This is a genomic window from Mesorhizobium sp. WSM4833 (assembly GCF_055811095.1).
Window position 1 is genome coordinate 82,892 of sequence record NZ_JBVVQG010000002.1, and the last position, 19,623, is coordinate 102,514.

19 protein-coding genes are annotated in these 19,623 nt (G+C 64.4%); 12 read left to right on the top strand and 7 right to left on the bottom strand.

Annotated features, from left to right (window positions below):
* The first annotated feature begins 176 nt into the window (after positions 1 to 176).
* Positions 177 to 482, top strand: coding sequence for a hypothetical protein (locus AC0L2D_RS03560; RefSeq protein ID WP_013530714.1), 306 nt, complete (start codon positions 177 to 179; stop codon positions 480 to 482).
* A 96-nt stretch (positions 483 to 578) separates the two neighbouring features.
* Here AC0L2D_RS03560 and AC0L2D_RS03565 read toward each other — a convergent pair whose 3' ends face one another.
* The 3 genes from AC0L2D_RS03565 to AC0L2D_RS03575 form a co-directional block, all read right to left on the bottom strand.
* Entirely contained in the window at positions 579 to 1,427 is an 849-nt protein-coding gene (locus AC0L2D_RS03565) for an aldo/keto reductase (RefSeq protein ID WP_473540364.1), read from the bottom strand.
* A gap of 143 nt (positions 1,428 to 1,570) precedes the next feature.
* Positions 1,571 to 2,203, bottom strand: coding sequence for a Vgb family protein (locus tag AC0L2D_RS03570; RefSeq protein ID WP_024501659.1), 633 nt, complete (start codon positions 2,201 to 2,203; stop codon positions 1,571 to 1,573).
* Between the two features lie 33 nt (positions 2,204 to 2,236).
* Positions 2,237 to 3,457 (bottom strand): helix-turn-helix domain-containing protein, encoded by a 1,221-nt coding sequence (locus tag AC0L2D_RS03575; RefSeq protein ID WP_473540365.1) that lies wholly within the window; start codon positions 3,455 to 3,457, stop codon positions 2,237 to 2,239.
* 300 nt (positions 3,458 to 3,757) lie between these two features.
* Between AC0L2D_RS03575 and AC0L2D_RS03580 the strand changes: the two genes are divergently transcribed.
* From AC0L2D_RS03580 to AC0L2D_RS03590, 3 genes are all read left to right on the top strand, one after another.
* The gene (locus AC0L2D_RS03580) at positions 3,758 to 4,510 is read left to right on the top strand and encodes a DUF899 domain-containing protein (RefSeq protein WP_013530710.1); all 753 of its coding nucleotides are present in this window, start codon (positions 3,758 to 3,760) and stop codon (positions 4,508 to 4,510) included.
* Positions 4,511 to 4,593: 83 nt separating this feature from the next.
* A complete protein-coding gene (locus AC0L2D_RS03585; protein ID WP_473540366.1) occupies positions 4,594 to 4,854 on the top strand; it encodes a hypothetical protein in 261 nt (86 codons plus the stop codon).
* Positions 4,855 to 4,894: 40 nt separating this feature from the next.
* Positions 4,895 to 5,899 (top strand): zinc-dependent alcohol dehydrogenase family protein, encoded by a 1,005-nt coding sequence (locus AC0L2D_RS03590; RefSeq protein ID WP_473540367.1) that lies wholly within the window; start codon positions 4,895 to 4,897, stop codon positions 5,897 to 5,899.
* A 63-nt stretch (positions 5,900 to 5,962) separates the two neighbouring features.
* Here the strand turns inward: AC0L2D_RS03590 and AC0L2D_RS03595 are convergent, their stop codons facing one another.
* Complete coding sequence (locus tag AC0L2D_RS03595) at positions 5,963 to 6,961, bottom strand: bestrophin family protein (protein WP_473540368.1); 999 nt, start codon at positions 6,959 to 6,961, stop codon at positions 5,963 to 5,965.
* A gap of 56 nt (positions 6,962 to 7,017) precedes the next feature.
* The gene (locus AC0L2D_RS03600) at positions 7,018 to 7,638 is read right to left on the bottom strand and encodes a TetR/AcrR family transcriptional regulator (protein ID WP_024501664.1); all 621 of its coding nucleotides are present in this window, start codon (positions 7,636 to 7,638) and stop codon (positions 7,018 to 7,020) included.
* A gap of 287 nt (positions 7,639 to 7,925) precedes the next feature.
* Between AC0L2D_RS03600 and AC0L2D_RS03605 the strand changes: the two genes are divergently transcribed.
* From AC0L2D_RS03605 to AC0L2D_RS03635, 7 genes are all read left to right on the top strand, one after another.
* Positions 7,926 to 8,423, top strand: a complete 498-nt coding sequence (locus AC0L2D_RS03605; protein ID WP_013530705.1) for a (2Fe-2S)-binding protein — start codon at positions 7,926 to 7,928, stop codon at positions 8,421 to 8,423.
* Positions 8,420 to 9,478 (top strand): FAD binding domain-containing protein, encoded by a 1,059-nt coding sequence (locus AC0L2D_RS03610; RefSeq protein ID WP_473540369.1) that lies wholly within the window; start codon positions 8,420 to 8,422, stop codon positions 9,476 to 9,478. The genes AC0L2D_RS03605 and AC0L2D_RS03610 overlap by 4 nt, the downstream gene beginning before the upstream one ends.
* Positions 9,468 to 11,726: a xanthine dehydrogenase family protein molybdopterin-binding subunit gene (locus tag AC0L2D_RS03615; RefSeq protein ID WP_473540370.1), complete on the top strand. Its 2,259-nt coding sequence runs from the start codon at positions 9,468 to 9,470 to the stop codon at positions 11,724 to 11,726. Before AC0L2D_RS03610 ends, AC0L2D_RS03615 begins: the two co-directional genes overlap by 11 nt.
* Positions 11,727 to 11,958: 232 nt before the next feature.
* On the top strand, positions 11,959 to 12,438 hold the full coding sequence (locus AC0L2D_RS03620; protein ID WP_013530702.1) for a (2Fe-2S)-binding protein: 480 nt from the start codon (positions 11,959 to 11,961) through the stop codon (positions 12,436 to 12,438).
* Complete coding sequence (locus AC0L2D_RS03625; RefSeq protein ID WP_473540371.1) at positions 12,435 to 13,418, top strand: FAD binding domain-containing protein; 984 nt, start codon at positions 12,435 to 12,437, stop codon at positions 13,416 to 13,418. The genes AC0L2D_RS03620 and AC0L2D_RS03625 overlap by 4 nt, the downstream gene beginning before the upstream one ends.
* Positions 13,415 to 15,712 (top strand): xanthine dehydrogenase family protein molybdopterin-binding subunit, encoded by a 2,298-nt coding sequence (locus AC0L2D_RS03630; protein WP_473540372.1) that lies wholly within the window; start codon positions 13,415 to 13,417, stop codon positions 15,710 to 15,712. The genes AC0L2D_RS03625 and AC0L2D_RS03630 overlap by 4 nt, the downstream gene beginning before the upstream one ends.
* A 123-nt stretch (positions 15,713 to 15,835) precedes the next feature.
* Positions 15,836 to 16,171, top strand: a complete 336-nt coding sequence (locus tag AC0L2D_RS03635) for a hypothetical protein (protein ID WP_224621205.1) — start codon at positions 15,836 to 15,838, stop codon at positions 16,169 to 16,171.
* Between the two features lie 70 nt (positions 16,172 to 16,241).
* On the opposite strand, the gene AC0L2D_RS03640 is transcribed toward AC0L2D_RS03635, so the two are convergent.
* Positions 16,242 to 17,303, bottom strand: a complete 1,062-nt coding sequence (locus AC0L2D_RS03640; RefSeq protein ID WP_473540373.1) for an isopenicillin N synthase family dioxygenase — start codon at positions 17,301 to 17,303, stop codon at positions 16,242 to 16,244.
* Positions 17,300 to 18,259: a LysR family transcriptional regulator gene (locus tag AC0L2D_RS03645; protein WP_013530698.1), complete on the bottom strand. Its 960-nt coding sequence runs from the start codon at positions 18,257 to 18,259 to the stop codon at positions 17,300 to 17,302. The genes AC0L2D_RS03640 and AC0L2D_RS03645 overlap by 4 nt, the downstream gene beginning before the upstream one ends.
* Here AC0L2D_RS03645 and AC0L2D_RS03650 point away from each other — a divergent pair.
* Positions 18,235 to 19,596: a BMP family ABC transporter substrate-binding protein gene (locus AC0L2D_RS03650; RefSeq protein WP_164745855.1), complete on the top strand. Its 1,362-nt coding sequence runs from the start codon at positions 18,235 to 18,237 to the stop codon at positions 19,594 to 19,596. The genes AC0L2D_RS03645 and AC0L2D_RS03650 overlap by 25 nt on opposite strands.
* Positions 19,597 to 19,623: the final 27 nt, after the last annotated feature.

A 19,623-nucleotide genomic window follows, 5' to 3' on the forward strand; every position in this document is an offset into this window, starting at 1 on the left:
TATCAACTGGGTCACGGCCCGTCGAGCGTGCATGACCGCCCGCGGCGTGTTGCGCACAACTGTGCAGGCACCGTCTGGAGGGGTCATCAGCCGATGCCTGACGCAAACTTTGGGTTGACCCCTTCGGACCACGAGGCGACACTCCTCCCAACGCTACGAGTGCGAGGAGGAATGCGATGGACGAGCCCGAACGGTGGCGCCACATGTCGACGGCGCCGAAGGACGGCAGCCGCATCCTGGTCACTGTGCGTCCGTCCGAGCAGGGACCGGCGGAAGTCGACCTTGCCTATTGGTCGCGTGCCGACCAGTTCGCCTCGGAAGGCTGGCGCGCGTCGGACTCTTCGCCCGGGCGCGTCATCGAATACGCCGACCCGGAACTGAAATGCTGGATGCCGCTGCCCACCGCCAACCTCAGCCGCGCGTCGATGCCGGCGCCCTGGGAAGGCGAAGACGCCCAGCAGTTGGATGGGTCCGGGATTTGAGGGGCGCAAGAAATTGGCGAAAGCCGCAAAGCTGCCAATCTCCCCCCTCGTGGGGGAGATTAGCAGTTTCGTTGCCAGCTCGTTAAAACTTGCCTCTCAGAACAGGAACGCGGCTGTGGCGGGGTTGGGTCCGTTGCGGCCCTCGGGCGAATCCATGCCGCGGATCGTCTGCAGGTCCTGCGCATCCAGTTCGAAATCGAAGACATCGAAATTGGCGGCGATGCGATCCCTGCGGATCGACTTTGGAATGACGATCAGCCCCTCCTGGAGATGCCAGCAGATGATCGCCTGGGCGACGGACTTGCCATGTTTTTTGGCGATGCCTGCAATGGTCGGATCGCCGAGCAGCCGGCCGCTGCCCAGAGGGCTCCAGCTTTCGATACGGATGTCGTGCTTGGCATGAAAGTCCCTGACACCGCGCTGCTGGAACTGGGGATGCAGCTCGATCTGGTTGACGACGGGCGTCACGCCGGTCTCGCCGATGATCCGCTCCAGATGGTCCTGGTTGAAGTTCGAAACGCCGATCGACTTGATGCGGCCGGCCTGCCTGAGTTCGACCAGCGTCTTCCAGGCCTCGACATATTTGTCCTGGCTGGGCACAGGCCAGTGGATCAGGAACAGGTCGATCTGTTCGACGCCTAGCTTCTCCATCGTCTCGTCGAAGGCGCGCAAGGCCGCATCGCGCTGGTGCGCGCCGTTGCGCAGTTTCGAGGTGATGAACAGCTCAGCCCGCGGCACGCCGGCACTGCGGATCGCCTCTCCGACCCCTTCCTCGTTCTGATAGCCTTCGGCGGTGTCGATCAGGCGATAGCCGGCCTCGATGCCCCAACCCACCACGTCGGCGGTGATGTCCTGGTCGACCTGCCACACACCGAGGCCGAGTTGGGGAATGGCGGAGCCGTCGTTCAATGCAATCTGTTCGGGCATGGTGGGCTGTTCAGGCATGAGGGATCCTTTGCAAAGCTGGGCCGGGCGTCCGCCCGGCGCACAGCCTATCTAGGTCCGACAAGGGGCAACGGCCAGCCGACAGCGGACAAATTGCCGTGTGAAGTGCGCCTGCAAGTGTGACTTCGGCGTCGGCCGCATCCTCACCGCGGCCGGCGCACCGCCCGCACCACCCCGGCGGATGTGCTGCCGCAATAAAGGCGGTCGCCGCCATCGGATTCCAGCCCCGACACACCCATCCCGGCCGGCATGTCGAGCTTCTCCAGAACCTTGCCTGATTTCGGGTCGACGCGGCGCAGGTCGCTCTGGTCGCCTTCCCAGGTGGCGTGCCACAGCTCGCCCTCGACCCATGTCACCCCGGTGACGAAGCGGTTGGATTCGATGGTGCGCAGGATCGCACCGGTTTCCGGGTCGACCTGGTGGATCTTGCGTTCGCGGTATTGTCCCACCCAGAGCGTTCCTTCGGCCCAGGTCAGCCCGGAATCGCCGCCACCACCGGGCGCCGGAATGGTCGCCAGCACCTGGCCGGTATCAGGGTCGATCTTCTGTATCAGGTCGTTGGCAAGCTGGAAGAAATGCTGGCCGTCCCAGGCGGTGCCGGCATGCGCCGCGACATCGATCGAGCGCAGGTTCTGCCCGCTCTCCGGATCAAAGGCGTTCAGCTTCTCGCCCGAGGCAAACCAGACATTGTTGCCGTCAAAGCTCACCCCATGCACCCTCTCCACATCGGCAAAGGGCCCGTATTCGCGCAGGATTTCGGCCGTTGACTGTTTCATGTCCTTGTCCTCATTGAGATCCGATGTCACTTCCTAACCGTTCGGCAGCGGGGCCGGGAGTAACAAGGTGGTCGTGAATCCCACCAGTGGAGGCGTCATCCAGCGGCGCGCCCGGCCGTGACCGAAAAACTGCACCTTGCCGGCCTCGCCAAGCTGCTCCAACGCCCGCTGCACGCTGCGCTGCCCGGTGCCAAGCGCCAGCGCCAACGCCGAACTCGCCCAGGATTCACCGTCGGCAAGGAAAGCCAGCACCGCCGCGTGCCGCTCCTCGATCGGCCGCGCCAGCACCAGCACCTCGCGTGCCTGGCGCGGCGCCAGCGCGAAGCCCTGGCTGGTGGCGCCGATGTCGGCCAGGCTCCGCAATTCGGTGCGCAGCCGGCCGATCTCGACCCGCAGCCGCGCCCGATGCGATTCATCGGCGTGCCTGCCGCCGAAGGCTTGCGCGATCAGCGTTGCCCTCGACACATCGCCTGGCCACGCTTCGGCGAGCGTACGGGCCAGCGCGAACAGAACCGGGCGCGTGGCCAGCGAGACCGTTTTCTCCTGTTGGCGCACGACATATCGGAAATTATCGACCAGCAGCGCCGGCGACGCCTGCAACGCCTCGACGTCCTCAAGCAGCAACGGGCGCTGCTCGCCAGCCGCGATCAGCCGCGCCGCCGGCGTGTCCAGCGCCAGGAATGCGCGTTCGACTTCAGCGATGAGCCCCGCAATGCCGGCTTGGCGGGCGGCGTGGCGTGCCCACTCCAACGCCCTGCGCGCCGGCTTCGTCTTGAGGCGCCGCATCGCGATGCCGGCGACGGCCAGTTCGTGGGCGGCGCGCGAGGCCGGCGGAAGCGGTGCCGGGTCGAGCCCCGCCAGCACGTCTTCGGCCTCGTCGAGACGGCCGATCAATAGCAGGCGCCGCACCTTGAGGTGGCCGGCATGCGCTGCGTTCAGCCGGTCGCCATGCTTTTCCAGCGTCGCCCGCGCCGCATCCAAAGCCTTGGCCGGCCAGCCGAGATCCCGCGAAACCAGCGCGATCTCGGCCTCGGCAACGACGCATCTGGCACGCGCTACCGCCTCTTTCGGGCCGAAGCCGCGCGCGGCACGCCGCAGCAGCGCCTTGGCGCGATCGAGATCACCGAGCTGCGCCATGGCAATGCCGCGCAGCGCCAGCGCCGGCGGGTCTTCGCGCAAGGCGACGCGATCCAGCGCGCCGAGCGGGTCGCCTCCGGCCAGTGCCAGCGCAGCCGCGGTGATCAGCGAATCCATTCAAATCCCGTCACACTTGTAACTCCCACCCTTGTGCGTCGCCGCCCTAACTTAAATCCGTACCGTCAACCGGCAAGCCGCATCGGCAACTATCGGCAACGCGCGGCACGCCAAGGGAGAACCGACAATGCCAACCGACACTCCTCTCCACCCGGCCGAAGGCACCGTGAGGATGCGCCACCCCTGCTGCGACGGGCCGGCTCCTGCAAATCCCGTCACACTTGTAACTCCCACCCTCCCGCTTCACCGCCCTATTCTGGCTGACAGCAAGCGACAACAGACTGGCAAAGGAGACGACCAATGACCAAGCACATCGCAATGAAGACCCCGCCCATCGTTTCGAGGCAGGACTGGGAAGCCGCCCGCGAACAGATGCTGGTGAAGGAAAAGGCAACACTGCGCGCCAAGGACGCATTGGCCGCCGAGCGCCGGCGCATGCCGTGGATGGAAGTCGACAAGGCCTATGTGTTCGAGGGACCGAACGGCAGAGCGAGCCTGCTCGATCTGTTCGAAGGCCGCCGCCAGCTGATCGTCTATCGCGCCTTCTTCGAGCCCGGCGTGCATGGCTGGCCCGATCACGCCTGCCGCGGCTGTTCGCTGGGCGCCGACCAGGTCGGCCACCTCGCCCATCTCAATGCCCGCAACACCACGCTTGCCTACGCTTCGCGTGCCCCGCAGGCCGACATTGCGCGGCTGAAGCAGCGGATGGGCTGGCAGATGCCCTGGTACACAATCACTGACAGTTTCGACAAGGACTTCGGTGTCGACGAATGGCACGGCCACAACGTCTTCATCCGTGACGGCGATCGCATCTTCCGCACCTACTTGATTAACAGCCGCGGCGACGAAGCGATGGGCACCGTCTGGAGCTATCTCGACGCGACGCCGCTCGGCCGCCAGGAAATCTGGGAGGATTCGCCCGAAGGCTATCCGCAGACTCCACTCTACTCCTGGTGGAACTGGCACGACAATTACGACGCCGGGGCCGACAAGAAATGGGAAGAAGTGTCTGCTGCCGGCGAGGCCGCGTTCAGGGACAAGGGTGAGCAGTAACGGTTGTCCAGTCTGGGTTCCTCTCCCCACTCCCTGGAGAGAGGAACCTGTCGTGGCTGGCATGATCATCAAGGATCAAGGCGATGAGCGATATCCACACAGGTGCCGGCGGCACGATCCCAGAAGCCGCCACCCCCGGGCTGGCCGACTGGGTTTGCCTTGCCGCGGCACCGACCTTCGCCGTGATGGCGCTGCTCACCTGCATCTTCAGCGGCGATGCGGCCATGCAGTGCATGGGCACCGACGCCTCGCCCCTCACGGGCATGGCTGCGATGTATCTGCTGATGAGCGCCTTTCATCTGGCGCCCTGGCTGCGGGTGATCTCCGGCCGGCAGGCCCGCTAGGCCCTTCCAATTCTAGACACCCCACACATCGGAGAAGACAATGAGACTGGTCAGGCTGAGAGCGCCGGGCGGCTTGGGCAATCTCGACCTGGTCGAGGAAGATCCGCCCCAGCCAGGGCCGGGCGAGGTGCTGGTCAGGATCCGGGCCTGCGCGTTGAACATGCGCGACGACTTTGCCGTGCAAGGCAAGATGCCTCTCGCCGACGGCCGCGTTCCGCTCTCCGACGGCGCCGGCGAAGTGATTGCCCTCGGCGACGGTGTCGATGCACTCAGGCCCGGAGACAGCGTCGTCAGCGTCTTCTATCCCTGGTGGCCGGGCGGTGACATGACGCCCTGCACCCGGCGCGATATTCCGGGAGACAGTTTCGACGGCTTCGCCAGCGAGTATGTCTGCATGCCGGCGCACGCTTTCACCAGGGCACCGGCAGGCTATACGCATGTCGAGGCGGCGTCGCTCACCTGCACGGGCGTTACTGCCTGGCGCGGCCTGATTGTGTGCGGCAAGGTGAAGCCGGGCGACGCAGTGCTGGTCCTCGGTTCGGGCAGTGTATCGCTGTTCGCGCTGCAATTCGCCAAGGCCGCCGGCGCCCGGGTCATCGCCACCTCATCCGACGAGCAGAAGCTGGAAAGGCTCAAGCGCCTCGGAGCCGACGCCGTCATCAACTACAAGTCCGTCCCGGACTGGGGCCGCAAGGCCAAGGATCTGACGGGCGGGCGCGGCGTCGATCACGTGATCGAGGTCGGCGGACCCGCCACGCTGGCGCAGTCGATTATCGCCTGCCGCACGGGCGGTCACATCGCGCTGGTCGGCGTCCTGACCGGCTTTGCGGCGGAAGTGTCTATCCCCGCCCTGTTTTCCAACCAGATCCGCATCAGCGGCATTTCCATCGGCAGCCGAGCCGACCAGGAGGATATGATCCGCGCGATAGAGTCCAACAGGCTGAAGCCCGTCATAGACCGCCACTTTCCGCTGCAGGACATCGCCACCGCCTTCGCGCATTACGAATCCCGAAAGCATTTCGGCAAGGTCTGCCTTGACGTTTGAGCGTTCTCCGCCAGCAGCACGATGAAGGGGACCGCCGGGGCCGCGCCTTCGTCGTGATCCTGCCTAGGTCGCGATGTCGTTGACCGGCAGCAGGGACTTGGGAAGGTCGCTCTCGCCGAGCCCGCTACGCAACTCGATCTCGATGTCGCGGCAAATCTGCGAGATCGGAACGTCGTTGGCGTTGCCCTCGAACGGGTTGGCGCTGCTTTCGCCGACCTGGTCGAGAGACATGTAGGCCCAGCCGAGCAGCGTGCTGAACGGGATCGTCAGCCAGATCGCTATCGACCCGAGCGCGCCACCCAGTTTGCCCATATCGGCAAAGACGGGAACGACCCCGAACGGCAACAGTGTGCAGAAGATCATCACGAACATCGAACTGACGATGGCGTATTGCCGGGGATAGGGATTGTTCTTGATGCGATCGCAGCGCGCCTGCTGGTCATGGAAGTCGCGGATCAGCTTGGTCAGTTCGCCATAGATCTGAGGAGGGAGCTTTGTGTCCTTGAACAGCGCATTGACCTGGACAGATTGCAGTTCGAGCAGGGCTATCGCCGGCTGGGGCGATTTCAGGACGTCCTCGGCCTGTTCGGCGAGCAGCGGACGCAATTCGTCGCCGAGCGAGCTCGCATCCTCATGGATACGGTAGCGCCGCCGGTATTCGATATTGGCGGCCCGCGCCATGGACTCCCATGGCATCGGCCGGCGCAGAGAAAAGCGCAATGCCGTCATCCAGGCAATGTGGCGATAGATGAGCTGTCTGGCCGTCGGCGCGTCGAGGAAATCCCTGCAGAAATTGGACCACAAACGGCTGCTGGCCGTAATTTGCGTAAAAGCCTGCAGCGCGTCGCTGCTGCGGGTGAACACCTGCGAATTCTTGAACCCGGCGACGAGTGACACGGTGGTGCCAAGCACCAGCACCACCGACCATGGCACCGAAAACCCGGCGATGCCTGGAAGACGGTAGGCCGCCACGGCCAGACCGCTCACCACCACCATGTAGATGACGCTGCGCCGCGACCACAGCGCGAAATCGATCAGTTTGTAGGAACGGCCTACATACATCGTATCCCCTCAACTCATCGATAGGTCTGGTTTTGCACGGCCGGAATCTGGTCGCCTCATTGTGCCTTTGCAGCCCCGAACCGCAACCCGTCCATCAACAGCTTGACCAGCCGGCGCGAGCGGTCGCGCCATTCGGGGGTGTCGGGCGCTGAATAGATGCCGCCCAGCGCGTGCAGCACGTCGGAAGCGTCGACGTCGCCGCGAATGGTGCCGTCGGCCACCGCCGCCTCGACCAGGCGTCGCAAGGCTTGCGACACCCGGCCGAACGTGTCGGAAAACAGCGTCGAATTGGTGGTGAGCACAATGCGCAGGCTGGTCGCCAGGCCGCGCTTGGTGGCGATGTAGTCGACGAAGCGCTGCATCCACTGTTCCAGCGCGACATCGGACGGATGTTTTTGGGCAAGCTCGCCGGCGGCCGCGCACAGCGCCTCCACCTCACGACGATAGACCACCTCGACCAGATGCTCGCGCGTCGGGAAATGCCGGTAGAGCGTGCCGATGCCGACGCCGGCGCGGCGCGCGATCTCCTCCAGCGAGCCATCGATGCCGCGCTCGGCAAAGACTGACACCGCCACCTCGACCAGCCGATCGCGGTTGCGCCGCGCATCGGCGCGCAGCGGCTTTGCGTCTACGGCCTCGGCCTTCTGTTCAGCAATGGCGGACGGCTCGCTGGCCAATTTTTTCTCCACATCGTGTCAGGGGGCTTGAATCCGGCAGGGTCAGCCACCACGTAATAAACGGAGGCGCCTCCGTTTTAGTGGAGCACCTTTATCATATAATCAGGGGAACCGGTATGTCACGTCTTTCGAACACGCAAGCCGACATCTCCCCTGCCCGCCTGCCTCGCGGGAGATCCGCCATCTCCGCTTTCGCCGTCAAGACCTGACCCAACGGTTACCTTGCCCTTCTGCGGCAAGGCACCAGTTCAATCCCATCCGCGTCAAGCAACTGGAGCCAGACGCCCATGACCAGCCTTCCCATTACCCTCACCATCAATGGCCACCGACACCAACTGGAGGTCGATCCACGCGTAACCCTGCTCGACCTGCTGCGCGAGCGGCTCGATCTCACCGGCACCAAGAAGGGCTGCGACCGCGGCCAATGCGGCGCCTGCACGGTGCTGGTCGACGGCAAGCGCATCAACTCATGCCTGGCGCTGGCGGTCAGCCATGACGGCGCCCAGGTCTTGACCATCGAAGGCGTCGCCAACGGCGAGGAACTGCATCCGGTGCAGGCCGCCTTCATCGCCCATGACGGCTTCCAGTGCGGGTTCTGCACACCCGGCCAGATCATGAGCACGCTCGGCCTGATCGCCGAGGGACAGGCCGGCGACGATCCCGAACGCATCCGCGAGGGGCTGAGCGGCAACATATGCCGCTGCGCGGCCTATGGCGGCATCGTCGAGGCCGTCCTGGAAGCCCAGCAACAGCTTGTCAAAGCCGACCGGAGGACCGCGGCATGAGAGACTTCGATTACATCAGGCCCGCCACCATTCCCGACGCCATCGCCGCGGCAGCCGAGCCGGGCTCGGCCTATCTCGCCGGCGGCACCAATCTGCTCGACCTGATGAAAGGCGGCATCACCAGTCCCGAGCGCATCGTCGACATCTCCCGGCTGCCGGAGCTCAACCGCATCGAACGGCTGGACGATGGTGGCCTGCGCATCGGCGCGCTGGTCCGTAATGCCGATCTTGCTTACGATCCGGCGTTCGCCAAATCCTATCCGGCGGTGGCCGAGGCGCTGCTGTCGGGTGCTTCGGCGCAGCTTCGCAACGCCGCCACCGTCGGCGGCAATCTGTTGCAGCGCACGCGCTGCAGCTATTTCTACGACACCGCCAGCGCCTGCAACAGGCGCGAGCCAGGCGCCGGCTGCGACGCGCTGGGCGGCGAAAACCGCCTGCACGCCGTGCTCGGCTGGAGCGATGCCTGCATCGCCACCCATCCGTCGGATTTCTGCGTGCCGCTGGTGGCGCTCGACGCCGTGGTCGAGATCGAAGGCAAGAAGGGCCGGCGCCATGTTTCGCTGGAGGAATTCCACCCGCTTCCCGGCGAAACGCCGCAGCGGGAGAATGCGCTGGAGCCCGGCGACCTGGTCGTGGCGGTGCGCCTGCCGGCGGAGGCTGCCTCCTTCTCCGCCAATGCCCGCTACCTCAAAGTCCGCGAACGCACCTCCTATGCCTTTGCCGTCGTATCGACCGCGGCAGCGCTCGTCGTCGACGGCGGCAAGATCCGCGCCGCAAGGCTGGCGCTGGGCGGCGTCGCGGCCAAGCCGTGGCGGGCACGAACGGCGGAAGCCGTCCTGCTTGGCGCGGACGCCAGCGAGGCGACCTTCGCCAGCGCCGCGGACGCTGCCTTGGCCGATGCCAGCCCTTCCGGCGACAATGCCTTCAAGATCGAGCTTGCCCGCCGCATCGTGATCAGGGCGCTGATCTCTGCGCTTTCGGGAACGCCCGAGCGTCTGCCGGCCCTTCCTGCCTCCCCGTTCTCGAACATTCCTGGAGCGCGCCATGACGCTTGAACTCAGCCTCAACCAGCAACCCGCCCATGCCCGGCAAGGCTCCAGCATCGGCCAGCCGCTGACCCGCCGCGACGGCTTTCTGAAAGTCACCGGAGCCGCGCGCTATGCCGCCGACAACCATCCGCCCGGCATGCTCTACGCCGTGCTCGCTGTCTCTAGCATCGCGCGCGGCCGCGTCGCTGCGCTGGATGTCGAGGCGGCCAAGGCACACAAGGGCGTGGTCGAGGTGATGACGCCCAAGAACCGGCCAGCGCTCGCCGCCGATCCGGACGCCAAGGACCATCCCTTCATGTTCCGGCTCGACCTCTTGCAGAACGACCAGGTCCGCTACCCCAATCAGAGCATCGCCGTGGTGATCGCCGAGACGCTGGAGGCGGCGACCGAGGGGGCGGCGCTGCTGTCGCCGCGCTATGAAGTGATGCCGGCGCGCGTTGGCCTCGACGGCGCCGAAAGTATCGTGCCGCGTGCTGTCGGCGTCGGCGGTCCGGCCGTGCAGCACAAGGGCGATGTCGAGGCCGGCCTCAAATCGGCAAAGACGCGGATCGAAGCCACCTACGAGACGCCGGCCCAGTACCACAACGCCATGGAGCCGCATGCGATCGTCGTCGCCTGGGAAGGCGACACACTGTCGATCGACACACCGAGCCAGGGCCTTGCCATGGCGCAGGGCCGCATCGCCGGCCTGTTCGGCATCGCGCCGGAGAACATCCACATCCGCAGCCCGTTCCTGGGTGGCGGCTTCGGTTCGAAAGGCATGATCTCCGGGCCGCAGGTGCTCGGCATCCTGGCGGCGCGTCTCGTCGGCCGTCCGGTCAAGCTGGTGCTGCGGCGTGAGCAGATGTACGGGCCGGTCGGCCACCGTGCGCCGACGCGCCAGACGCTGCGCATGGGCATGGATGGCGAAGGGCGGCTGACGGCACTCGACCATCACGCCAAGACCGCGTCGAGCACGTTCGACGATTTCTTCGAACCGGCGGCGGATGCCTCGCACACACTCTATGCCAGCCCGGCCATCGCCACCTCGCACGATGCGGTGCGGCTCGATACCGGTACGCCGCTGTTCATGCGGGCGCCCGGCGAAGCCACCGGCTCGATCGCGCTGGAGAGCGCTATCGATGAGGCAGCCTACGCCTGCGGCATGGACCCGCTGGAATTCCGGCTGCGGAACTATGCCGAGGTCGAGCCGATGACCGGCAAGCCGTTTTCCTCCAAGGCGCTGCGCGAATGCTACAGGCAAGCGGCCGAGACGTTCGGCTGGGCGAGCCGCCCCATTCAGCCTCGGCTGATGCGCGACGCCGACGGTTTCCTGACCGGCTGGGGGATGGGCACGGCGACCTTCCCGGCGATCATGTTCCAGGCCGAAGCGCGGGCGGTGCTGAGAGCCGATGGCAGCGGCGTAATGGAGACCGGCGCTCAGGACATGGGGCAAGGCGCCTGGACCGCCTTCGCCCAGATCGCCGCCGACGGACTGGGACTGGATATCGACCAGGTCGATTTCAGGGCCGGCACCTCCGATCTGCCCAATGCAGGCATTGCCGGCGGCTCCGGCCACACAGCGACGGCCGGCATGGCGATCCACAATGCGGGCGCCGCCGTCATCGCCAGGCTCGCCGATCTCGCCACCGGCGACGAGGGCTCGCCGCTCTACGGCGCCGGCAATGAAGGCGTGCTGGCGCGCGGCGGCCGCCTCTATCGGCGCGACGATGAAAGCCGCGGTGAAAGCTACGCCGAGATCCTCACGCGCGCGGGCCTCACCGAGATCGAGGGCCACGGCAAGGGCGCTCCCGACCCGGCGTCTCAGGAGGCCTATGCCAAGCACGCGCACGGTGCCGTGTTTGCCGAGGTGAAGGTCGATCCGGATTTTGGCCAGATCCGTGTCACAAGGCTGGTCGGCGCGTTCGCCGCCGGACGGGTCATCAATCCCAGGCTGGTGCGCAGCCAGTATTATGGCGGCATGATCTGGGGCGTCTCGTTCGCGCTGCATGAGGAAGCCATCACCGACCGGCGCTCTGGCCGGATCCAGAATGCCAACCTCGCCGAATATCATGTCCCGGTGAATGCCGACGTTCCATCGGTCGAGGCGTTGCTGGTCCACGAGGACGACCCTCACGTCAACGCGCTCGGCATCAAGGGCGTCGGCGAAATCGGCATCACCGGCACGGCCGGCGCCGTCGCCAATGCGGTCTGGCATGCGACCGGCGTGCGGCCGCGGCGCTTTCCGGTCCGCATCGAGGACCTGCTGGGGTGAGGAGTGGTCCACCTAGCGGATGGGAAGCCAATTGCTTGGCTTCCCGAACGACGAATGGTGAAGGCCCGGTCCGCCTTCGGGCGCACCAAAAAGTCCAGTGGACCTTTTTAAGGGGCTGAACGCCCGAAGGCGGGGAGCGGCAGCGAAGGGCCGCACAGCCGGCGCCAAGTCCCCGCCGGCTGCCAAAGATGAAATCAACGACTTCGCGTCAAGCAACTGGAGCCCGACGCCCATGACCAAAACAACGATCCCAGTTCATCTCGACATCAACGGCCGTGATCACGATCTGCAACTCGAGCCGCGCGTCACGCTGCTCGATGCCTTGCGCGATCGCCTCGGCCTGACCGGAACCAAGAAGGGCTGCGACCACGGCCAGTGCGGCGCCTGCACCGTGCATATCGACGGCGAGCGCGTGCTGGCCTGCCTGACGCTGGCCGCACAAGTCGAGGGCCGCACCGTCACCACCATAGAGGGGCTTGCACGGGAGGGCGAAATGCATCCCGTGCAGGCTGCCTTCCTCGAACAGGACGCCTTCCAGTGCGGCTATTGTACGCCGGGCCAGATCATGTCGGCGGTCGCCTGCATCCGCGAAGGCCATGCCGGCTCCGACGAAGAAATCCGCGAGTATATGGCCGGCAACCTCTGCCGCTGCGGCGCCTATCCGCACATCGTCGCCGCTGTCCGCCAGGCAGCATTGGAGGCCGCATCATGAGGGATTTTTCGTATGTGCGCGCCAATTCGCTCGATGCGGCACGCCAGGCGGCCGCCCTGCCCGGCGCCATGCTCTTGGCCGGCGGCACCACGCTGATCGACCTCGCCAAATGCGGCGTCGCCGAGCCCGAGACGCTGGTCGACATCGCTCATCTCAAAGGGTTGGACAGGATCGAGGTGAACGAACGCGGCGCCACCATCGGCGCGCTGGCCAGGATGAGCCATGTCGCCGACCATGCCGACATCAAAAGCCGCTTTCCTGCGGTATCGGAAGCCCTGTGGCAGGCGGCTTCCGCGCAGATCCGCAACATGGCGACTATCGGCGGCAATCTGATGCAGCGCACGCGCTGCCCTTATTTCCGCGATCCTGCGAATTTCCCAGCCTGCAACAAGCGTGAGCCCGGCTCTGGCTGTTCGGCGATCGGCGGCGTTACCCGTGGCCATGCGGTGCTTGGCATCAGCGACGCGTGCATCGCCATGTATCCGGGCGACCTCGCCGTGGCGCTGGTCGCCTTCGATGCGATCGTGCATCTGGGCGAGCGCCACATCCCGGTCGACGACTTTTTCCTGCTGCCCGGCACCACGCCGGACAGGGAGCACGCGATCGAACCGGGCGAGATGATCACCGCGATCGAGATCCCCGGCTCGGCCTCTGCCCGGCGTTCGACTTATCTCAAGATCCGCGACCGGCAGTCCTATGAATTCGCGACGGCAAGTGCCGCTGTCGGCATAGAGTTCGAACCCGACGGCCGAACGATCCGCGATTTGCGCGTCGCGCTTGGCGGCGTCGCGACCAAGCCGTGGCGTGCGCGGGCCGTGGAAAACGCGCTGAAGGGCAAGGTGCTGGAGCCGGACACTGTGCGCGCCGCCAGCCTGCTCGCCGTCGAAGGCTCTGTCGACCATGGCGCCAACCACTACAAGGTCGAACTGGCGCCGCGCGTCGTCGCCCGCGCCATCCGCAAATTGGGAGAGACGGCATGACCGTTCACAACATCAGGCATGGGGATGCGTCCGACGGCGCTTTTGCCGAAGCCGTCGGCGGCCGGCTGTCGCGCATCGACGGCCCGGCCAAGATCACCGGTGCGGCGAAATACGCCGTCGAGCAGCAGCTCGAAGGCCTCGCCTACGCCGTCCTGGTCGAGAGCACGATTGCATCGGGCAAGGTGCGCGCGATCGACACCACTGCCGCCGAGGCTGCGCCCGGCGTGCTGCAGGTGCTGACGCCGGACACCATCATCAGCCTGAAAACCGCGGCGGACTGGTTCGGCACGCCGCCGCCCGACAAGCCGTATTGCCCACTCGCGCGCGACATCACCTTTTCGGGTCAGCATGTCGGCGCCGTGGTCGCCGAGACCTTCGAGCGGGCGGTCGCGGCGGCAGCACTGGTCAAGGTCAGCTATGAGGAAACGCCTGCCATCGTCGACCTCAGCGACGGCAAGGCCGGCGATGGCATCGCGATCGATGCCATGACCAAGGAGTGGGGCGACGCGCAAGGTGCGTTTGCCTCGGCGCCGGTCCGCATCTGCGCCGCCTACAACACGCCGCGCGAGTACCAGGCGCCGATGGAGCCGCATGGCCTGATCGCCCGCTGGGAGGGCGACCACCTCACCGTGTGGGAGCCGAGCCAATGGCTGGACGGCATGGCGCGCACCTATGCCGAATGGTTCGGTGTGCCGTTCGAGAACGTGCGGCTGGTGTCGCCCTATATTGGCGGCGGCTTCGGCTCCAAGGCGCTGGCGCTCAGCCATGGCGCGGTGGCCGCCTGTGCGGCCAAAATGCTCGGCCGGCCGGTGCGGCTGGTGATGACCCGGCCGCAGACTTTTACCGGCTATGGCGGCCGCGCGGCGACGCGCCAGACGGTGACGATCGGCGCCGACGTGCAGGGAAAGATCCAGTCGATCGTGCATCGCGGCGTCAATGAAACATCCATCGACGGCATGTGGGTCGAGCCGCTCGGATCGGTCACCTCGATCATGTACACAACGCCGAATTTCTCCTCGAAGCAGAATGTCGTACGGGTCAATTCGGTGGCGCCGGGCGCCATGCGCGCGCCGGGCGAAAACCCCTCAGCCTTCGGCATCGAAAGCGCCATCGACGAGCTTGCCTACGAGGTCGGCATCGATCCGCTGGAGATCCGGCTCCGAAACTATGCCGAGCAGGATCCAGATGCCAAAAAAGCTTGGTCGACCAGGCAGTTGCGCGAGGCTTTTGCTGCAGGCGCCGAACGCTTCGGCTGGTCCAGGCGCACACCCGAACCGCGCTCGATGCGCGACGGCAACCAGTTGATCGGCTGGGGCGTCGCCGCCGGCACCTATCCGGTGCGACGCGCCTATGGCGAGGCGCTCGTGCGCATCCTGGCCGATGGTTCGGTCGAGGTCGAAAGCTCCTCGATTGACATGGGCCAGGGCACCTACACCATCCTGGCGCAGACCGCCGCCGAAACGCTCGGCGTACGAGCTGACGACGTGGTGGTGAAGCTCGGTGACTCCCGCTTTCCGCGCGCCGGCGTCACCGGCGGTTCGCGGCTGGCCGGCGTGATGACGGGTGCGGTCTACAAAGCGGCAACCTCGGCCCTCGACCAGTTGGTGGGCCTCGCCATCAGCGATCCACGCTCGCCCTTCCACGCGCTGCAGGCCAACACGCTGGTCGTCGCCAATGGCCGTATCGCTTCGCCGCGCGGCGACGGCCCCGATGTCTCCGTCGCCGAACTGCTCAAGAGCGTCGGCCGCGACCACATCGAAGCCACCGGCGACACCATGCCGGCCAATTCGACGCCAGAGGATCGCTACAAGAACTACACCACCATCGCCATGTCGGTGCCGCACACCGAGGGCGACTATTCCCGCCACTCCTGGTGCGCGCATTTCATCGAGGTGCGCGTCGACGAGGACTTTGGCACGGTGCGTGTATCGCGCGTGGTGTCGGCGCTGGATTCGGGCCGGCTCTACAACCCGAAACTTGCCGAAAGCCAATGGAAGGGCGGCATCATCATGGGCATCGGCCAGGCGCTATTGGAAGAAGGCATCGTCGACCGCCGCCACGGCCGCATCGTCAATGACAACCTCGCCGACTACCTCGTGCCGACCAATGCCGACATCCCCGACATCGAGGTGATCTCGGTCGGCATCCCCGACCTGCATTCCTCGGTGCTCGGCGGCAAGGGCGTTGGCGAACTGGCCATTGTCGGCGTGGCGCCGGCGATTGCCAACGCGGTGTTCCATGCGACGGGAAAGAGGATCAGGGATCTGCCGATCACGCTGGAGAAGCTGATTTAAGGGCGGTGGCCGATCTCCCCCTTGAGGGTCCCCTTGTGGGGAGGCCAGGCCGCAGCTTCGGGCGGTGGTGCTCCCTCCACACTTTCACCTTCAGCACTCGCGCAACCATCAAGGGGTAAGACCATGAGCGACATCCATTTTGGCACCGGCAAAATGCCCCCTGAAAACATTACCCCCCTCAGCATCGCCGACTGGCTGTGCCTTGCCGCGACCATAGCCGAAACCGAGGCCCGCCACGCGATCCGAAAACCGCTGACCCGGACGACGAGCCGTGACTTCCTTATGCAGGTTTTCTGCTCCGTTGCTGCTCAAAGCCCAAATCGGCAAGACCGCGCTCCACCAAGCCCTCAAAGCCGAAAAATTAGCCACATCCACCGTCAAACCGAAATGGGTTCTTCTGGTGACGCCATGGCTAACCAGTTAACCCGACGCTACCCATCGAGGGTGCTATCATATTGATCTCGGTCAACGGACGGCGGGTATGCGATGCGCGGCCACAGGAGCGGCCGCGCATGACAGGATTATCCGCTTAAGCCGCGGTTTCGGCGCCGGCCTCGCTTTGCGCGGCATAGTGCGCAAATGTCGCCTTGAAGCGGCCGTTGACGTATTCGCCCGACGTGATCGGAGGGTACTTCGCAGGATGATCCTCATCAATGCAACTGGGAAGCACCTCGATCACGGCATCATAGTTTGGACCGAAGAAGAACGGGATCGAATAGCGTTCTTTGCCGGAACGGTTCACCGCGCGGTGGACGGTCGAGGCGAAAAGGTCATTGGTCCAACGCGCCATCTGATCTCCCACATTGACGACGAAGCAGCCGGGGACGGGATCGGCCGCAATCCACTCGCCAGTTGCATTCAGTACCTGCAAGGCTGAAATACCATCCTTCTGGGCCAGGATCGTGAAGCACTCATAGTCCGAATGCGCCCCAATGCCGATCTGGCGGTCATCGATCTCGCCAAACTGCGGTGGATAGTGGAGCACCCGCAAAGTTGCGAGCGGCTTGCCGACCAGCAGGTCGAAATATGTCTCCTCCAACCCAAGAGCCAGAGCAAAGGCATGGAGCAGGTGGCCACTCAGCGTCAGCATCTCGGCATGGTAGGCTTCCAGTGCCGTTCGGAATTCCGGCCTGCCCGCTGGCCACTGGTTGGGACCGTAGAGTACTTTGCCGGCCTTCACGTCCGGATCGTCGGCTGGCACATCCAGCGCAATATCATACGATTCGTGCAGGTCTCCGCGCGCGGTCGGATCCGTATTCTCTTCCAATATTGCCGCATAACCGCGATTATTCTTTGAATTGGAAACGTGATTCTCCATCTTCACGTCGTCGGATTCGGCGAAATACACCTCCGCCACCCCAAACGTGGCATCGATGACATCCTTCGGAACGTGATGGTTCTTGATATAGAGGAAGCCGACTTCCGTGCAGGCCTTGCGTAGTTCCTGGGCGAGCTTTCGCCTGACCGCCTCGTTGCCTGCGAACATGGGCTCGAGATCGATGATCGGGATCTTGTCGAAGCTGACACGCTGCGGGTCGAGCCCTCCCCCTTTCATTGCACGCGCGCCATTACCGGTTTCAAGGACCTTCATTTTTCTGTTCCCTTTTCTTGCTGGCTTGCATCGAAGATTGTTTCGACGTAGTACCGCGGCCCCGTGAAAACGAAGCCGGGCGAGAAGTAGCGGCCGCAAACATCCATGAACGCGGTCATCTTACGCGATGGGGCGTGCGGGCGCGATATGCGGATGCTGACCCGCTTTTCCGCGGACTCCCATGTGTCGAGCAACGGAATGAGGTGGCCGCGTTCACACTCGATCGTGGTGAAGAAGTGCGGTAGATAGGCAATGCCCTCGCCCGCAACGGCGAAGTACTTGATAGTCCAGTATTCGTTGGCGATCAGGTTGCTGCGCGGCAAGATACTTTCCTGCGCGGTACCTTTCTGTAGCCGCCAGTGCTGCAGGCCCGCCGAGGTGCGATAGACAATGCCCTGGTGTTCCGCCAAATCGGCGGGTTTTCGTGGCATCCCGGCACGCTCGACATAACTCTTGCTGGCAAAGAGTGCGAATTTTGCGGTGGAGAGCGTTTCGCCGACTTCGATACCTTCGTCCCATGAAATCACGGCGTCGAGCATATCGAGGCTCTCTGGCGCGTAGAGAACGTGCGGCGAAAAGAAGGTGAGTTCGATTTCCACCTTGGGGTAAAGCTTTCTGAACGCCATGAGCATCTGCGTGTAGTAGGCCGTGCCGAACTCCCCCGTGGCGCCGATCCGCAAGGTTCCCGTCACGTCGTCGCTCAGTTCCGTCACGGCGGCCCGCGCCGTATCGCAGCTTTGCAGGATCTGCCGCGCGTGCCCGAGCAGGGTTTGCCCTGCTTCCGTGAGCAACAGGACACGGCCGGAGCGCTCGAACAGAGCGACCTTCAGATCGTCTTCAAGCTGCTTGAGCCGGAGACTGAGCGTGGATTTGGGCAGGCCGTACAACTTCGCCGCGGCGGACAATGACCGCAGTTCCGCGATTTTTACAAATGATGCCAGAGCATCGGTGTTCATTTGATCGTTCACATTTCTGCACAAAGTGCCCAAAAAATGAGCATGATTATTTTTGTTGCATGAACGAACGTAATCGGCTGTTATGCACTGCACAAGAGCCAATTCGCTTTTGCCAAATCAAAAAAGACGCTCCGGCGGCAATCGTCACCGTGCAGGGAAGCTGCATGGGCGCGGCGTGCTTCCGGCTGAGAAAATCAAAGAAAAACAAGGGGAACCACGAAATGAAAGAGCGCAACACGAAGCCGTCCGACTCAGTTCGCCTGTTCGCGGCGGCGGCCACGGTTTTCGTATTCTGTGCTACGTCCGGCGCTTATGCCTTTACTCTGGAAGGGGCGCCCAAGGTCGCGTTCATCTACGCAAGTTCAGCGCAAGACGGCGGATGGAACGAAGCCCTCGAGGCCGGCCGCAAGGCCTTGGAGGAACAGCTACAGGTGCCCGTCTCGGTGACGGAGAACATACCGGAAGAGGCCACTAAGCTGCGCGCGGCGATCGATCTCTACGTCAAGCGCGGCTTCAACATCATAATCGGCACCACCTATGGCTACAGCGCCCCAATGGCCGAAGCGGCCAAAGCCTATCCGAATGTGGCGTTTCTCAGTGCTTCGGGCACGGAGAATGGGGCCAACATGGAAAGCTTCTATGCCCGCACTTACCAGGGTTGGTACCTTGCAGGCATCGCGGCAGGACAGGCGACGAAGACAAAGAAGATCGGCATCCTCGCCGGCTTTCCGGTCGGCGTGGTGAACTGGGATATCAACAGTTTTGCACTCGGGGCCCGTTCGGTCGATCCTACGATCGAAACGGTCGCGGTCTTCGCCAACTCCTGGTGGGACCCGGTGAAGGAAGGGCAGATCGCCCAGGCCATTCTCGACCAGAAGGCCGACGTGCTCGCCACGAATCTGAGCGCGACCTCGGCACTCGACGCCGCCGAAAAGGCAGGCGTTCCTTCGATAGGCTTTCAGCTCGACATGTCGCATGCCGCGCCGCGGACGATCCAGACCTCCGTCATCTTCCGCTGGGAGAAATATCTTGTGCCGACGATCAAGGAGATCATCGACGGCAACTGGAAACCCGAGGAATACGGCGCTTTCGAAGGCCTTGAAACCGGCGTGGTCGATCTTGCTCCTTTTGGCCCCTCGGTTTCCGAGGAGACCAAGGCAAAGGTCGAGGCAGCAAAGCAGGAGATCATCGCCGGCAAGCTTGATCCATTCCAGGGCCCTCTGAAAAAGCAAGACGGCACCATCGTTGTCGATGTCGGCGGGAAGGTCGACGATGCGGCGCTCTGGTCGATGGACTATTTCGTCGACGGTGTCATCGGCACCATGCCGGCGAAGTAATGACGACGGCGCTTCAGCAAGCGGGCG

What these genes read in the sequence shown, in the direction of transcription:
- AC0L2D_RS03560 (WP_013530714.1), top strand. Translation starts at nt 177, where the DNA reads ATGGACGAGCCCGAACGGTGGCGCCACATGTCGACGGCGCCGAAGGAC.
- AC0L2D_RS03565 (WP_473540364.1), bottom strand. Translation starts at nt 1,427, where the DNA reads ATGCCTGAACAGCCCACCATGCCCGAACAGATTGCATTGAACGACGGC.
- AC0L2D_RS03570 (WP_024501659.1), bottom strand. Translation starts at nt 2,203, where the DNA reads ATGAAACAGTCAACGGCCGAAATCCTGCGCGAATACGGGCCCTTTGCC.
- AC0L2D_RS03575 (WP_473540365.1), bottom strand. Translation starts at nt 3,457, where the DNA reads ATGGATTCGCTGATCACCGCGGCTGCGCTGGCACTGGCCGGAGGCGAC.
- AC0L2D_RS03580 (WP_013530710.1), top strand. Translation starts at nt 3,758, where the DNA reads ATGACCAAGCACATCGCAATGAAGACCCCGCCCATCGTTTCGAGGCAG.
- AC0L2D_RS03585 (WP_473540366.1), top strand. Translation starts at nt 4,594, where the DNA reads ATGAGCGATATCCACACAGGTGCCGGCGGCACGATCCCAGAAGCCGCC.
- AC0L2D_RS03590 (WP_473540367.1), top strand. Translation starts at nt 4,895, where the DNA reads ATGAGACTGGTCAGGCTGAGAGCGCCGGGCGGCTTGGGCAATCTCGAC.
- AC0L2D_RS03595 (WP_473540368.1), bottom strand. Translation starts at nt 6,961, where the DNA reads ATGTATGTAGGCCGTTCCTACAAACTGATCGATTTCGCGCTGTGGTCG.
- AC0L2D_RS03605 (WP_013530705.1), top strand. Translation starts at nt 7,926, where the DNA reads ATGACCAGCCTTCCCATTACCCTCACCATCAATGGCCACCGACACCAA.
- AC0L2D_RS03610 (WP_473540369.1), top strand. Translation starts at nt 8,420, where the DNA reads ATGAGAGACTTCGATTACATCAGGCCCGCCACCATTCCCGACGCCATC.
- AC0L2D_RS03615 (WP_473540370.1), top strand. Translation starts at nt 9,468, where the DNA reads ATGACGCTTGAACTCAGCCTCAACCAGCAACCCGCCCATGCCCGGCAA.
- AC0L2D_RS03620 (WP_013530702.1), top strand. Translation starts at nt 11,959, where the DNA reads ATGACCAAAACAACGATCCCAGTTCATCTCGACATCAACGGCCGTGAT.
- AC0L2D_RS03625 (WP_473540371.1), top strand. Translation starts at nt 12,435, where the DNA reads ATGAGGGATTTTTCGTATGTGCGCGCCAATTCGCTCGATGCGGCACGC.
- AC0L2D_RS03630 (WP_473540372.1), top strand. Translation starts at nt 13,415, where the DNA reads ATGACCGTTCACAACATCAGGCATGGGGATGCGTCCGACGGCGCTTTT.
- AC0L2D_RS03635 (WP_224621205.1), top strand. Translation starts at nt 15,836, where the DNA reads ATGAGCGACATCCATTTTGGCACCGGCAAAATGCCCCCTGAAAACATT.
- AC0L2D_RS03640 (WP_473540373.1), bottom strand. Translation starts at nt 17,303, where the DNA reads ATGAAGGTCCTTGAAACCGGTAATGGCGCGCGTGCAATGAAAGGGGGA.
- AC0L2D_RS03650 (WP_164745855.1), top strand. Translation starts at nt 18,235, where the DNA reads ATGATGCCAGAGCATCGGTGTTCATTTGATCGTTCACATTTCTGCACA.
- AC0L2D_RS03645 (WP_013530698.1), bottom strand. Translation starts at nt 18,259, where the DNA reads ATGAACACCGATGCTCTGGCATCATTTGTAAAAATCGCGGAACTGCGG.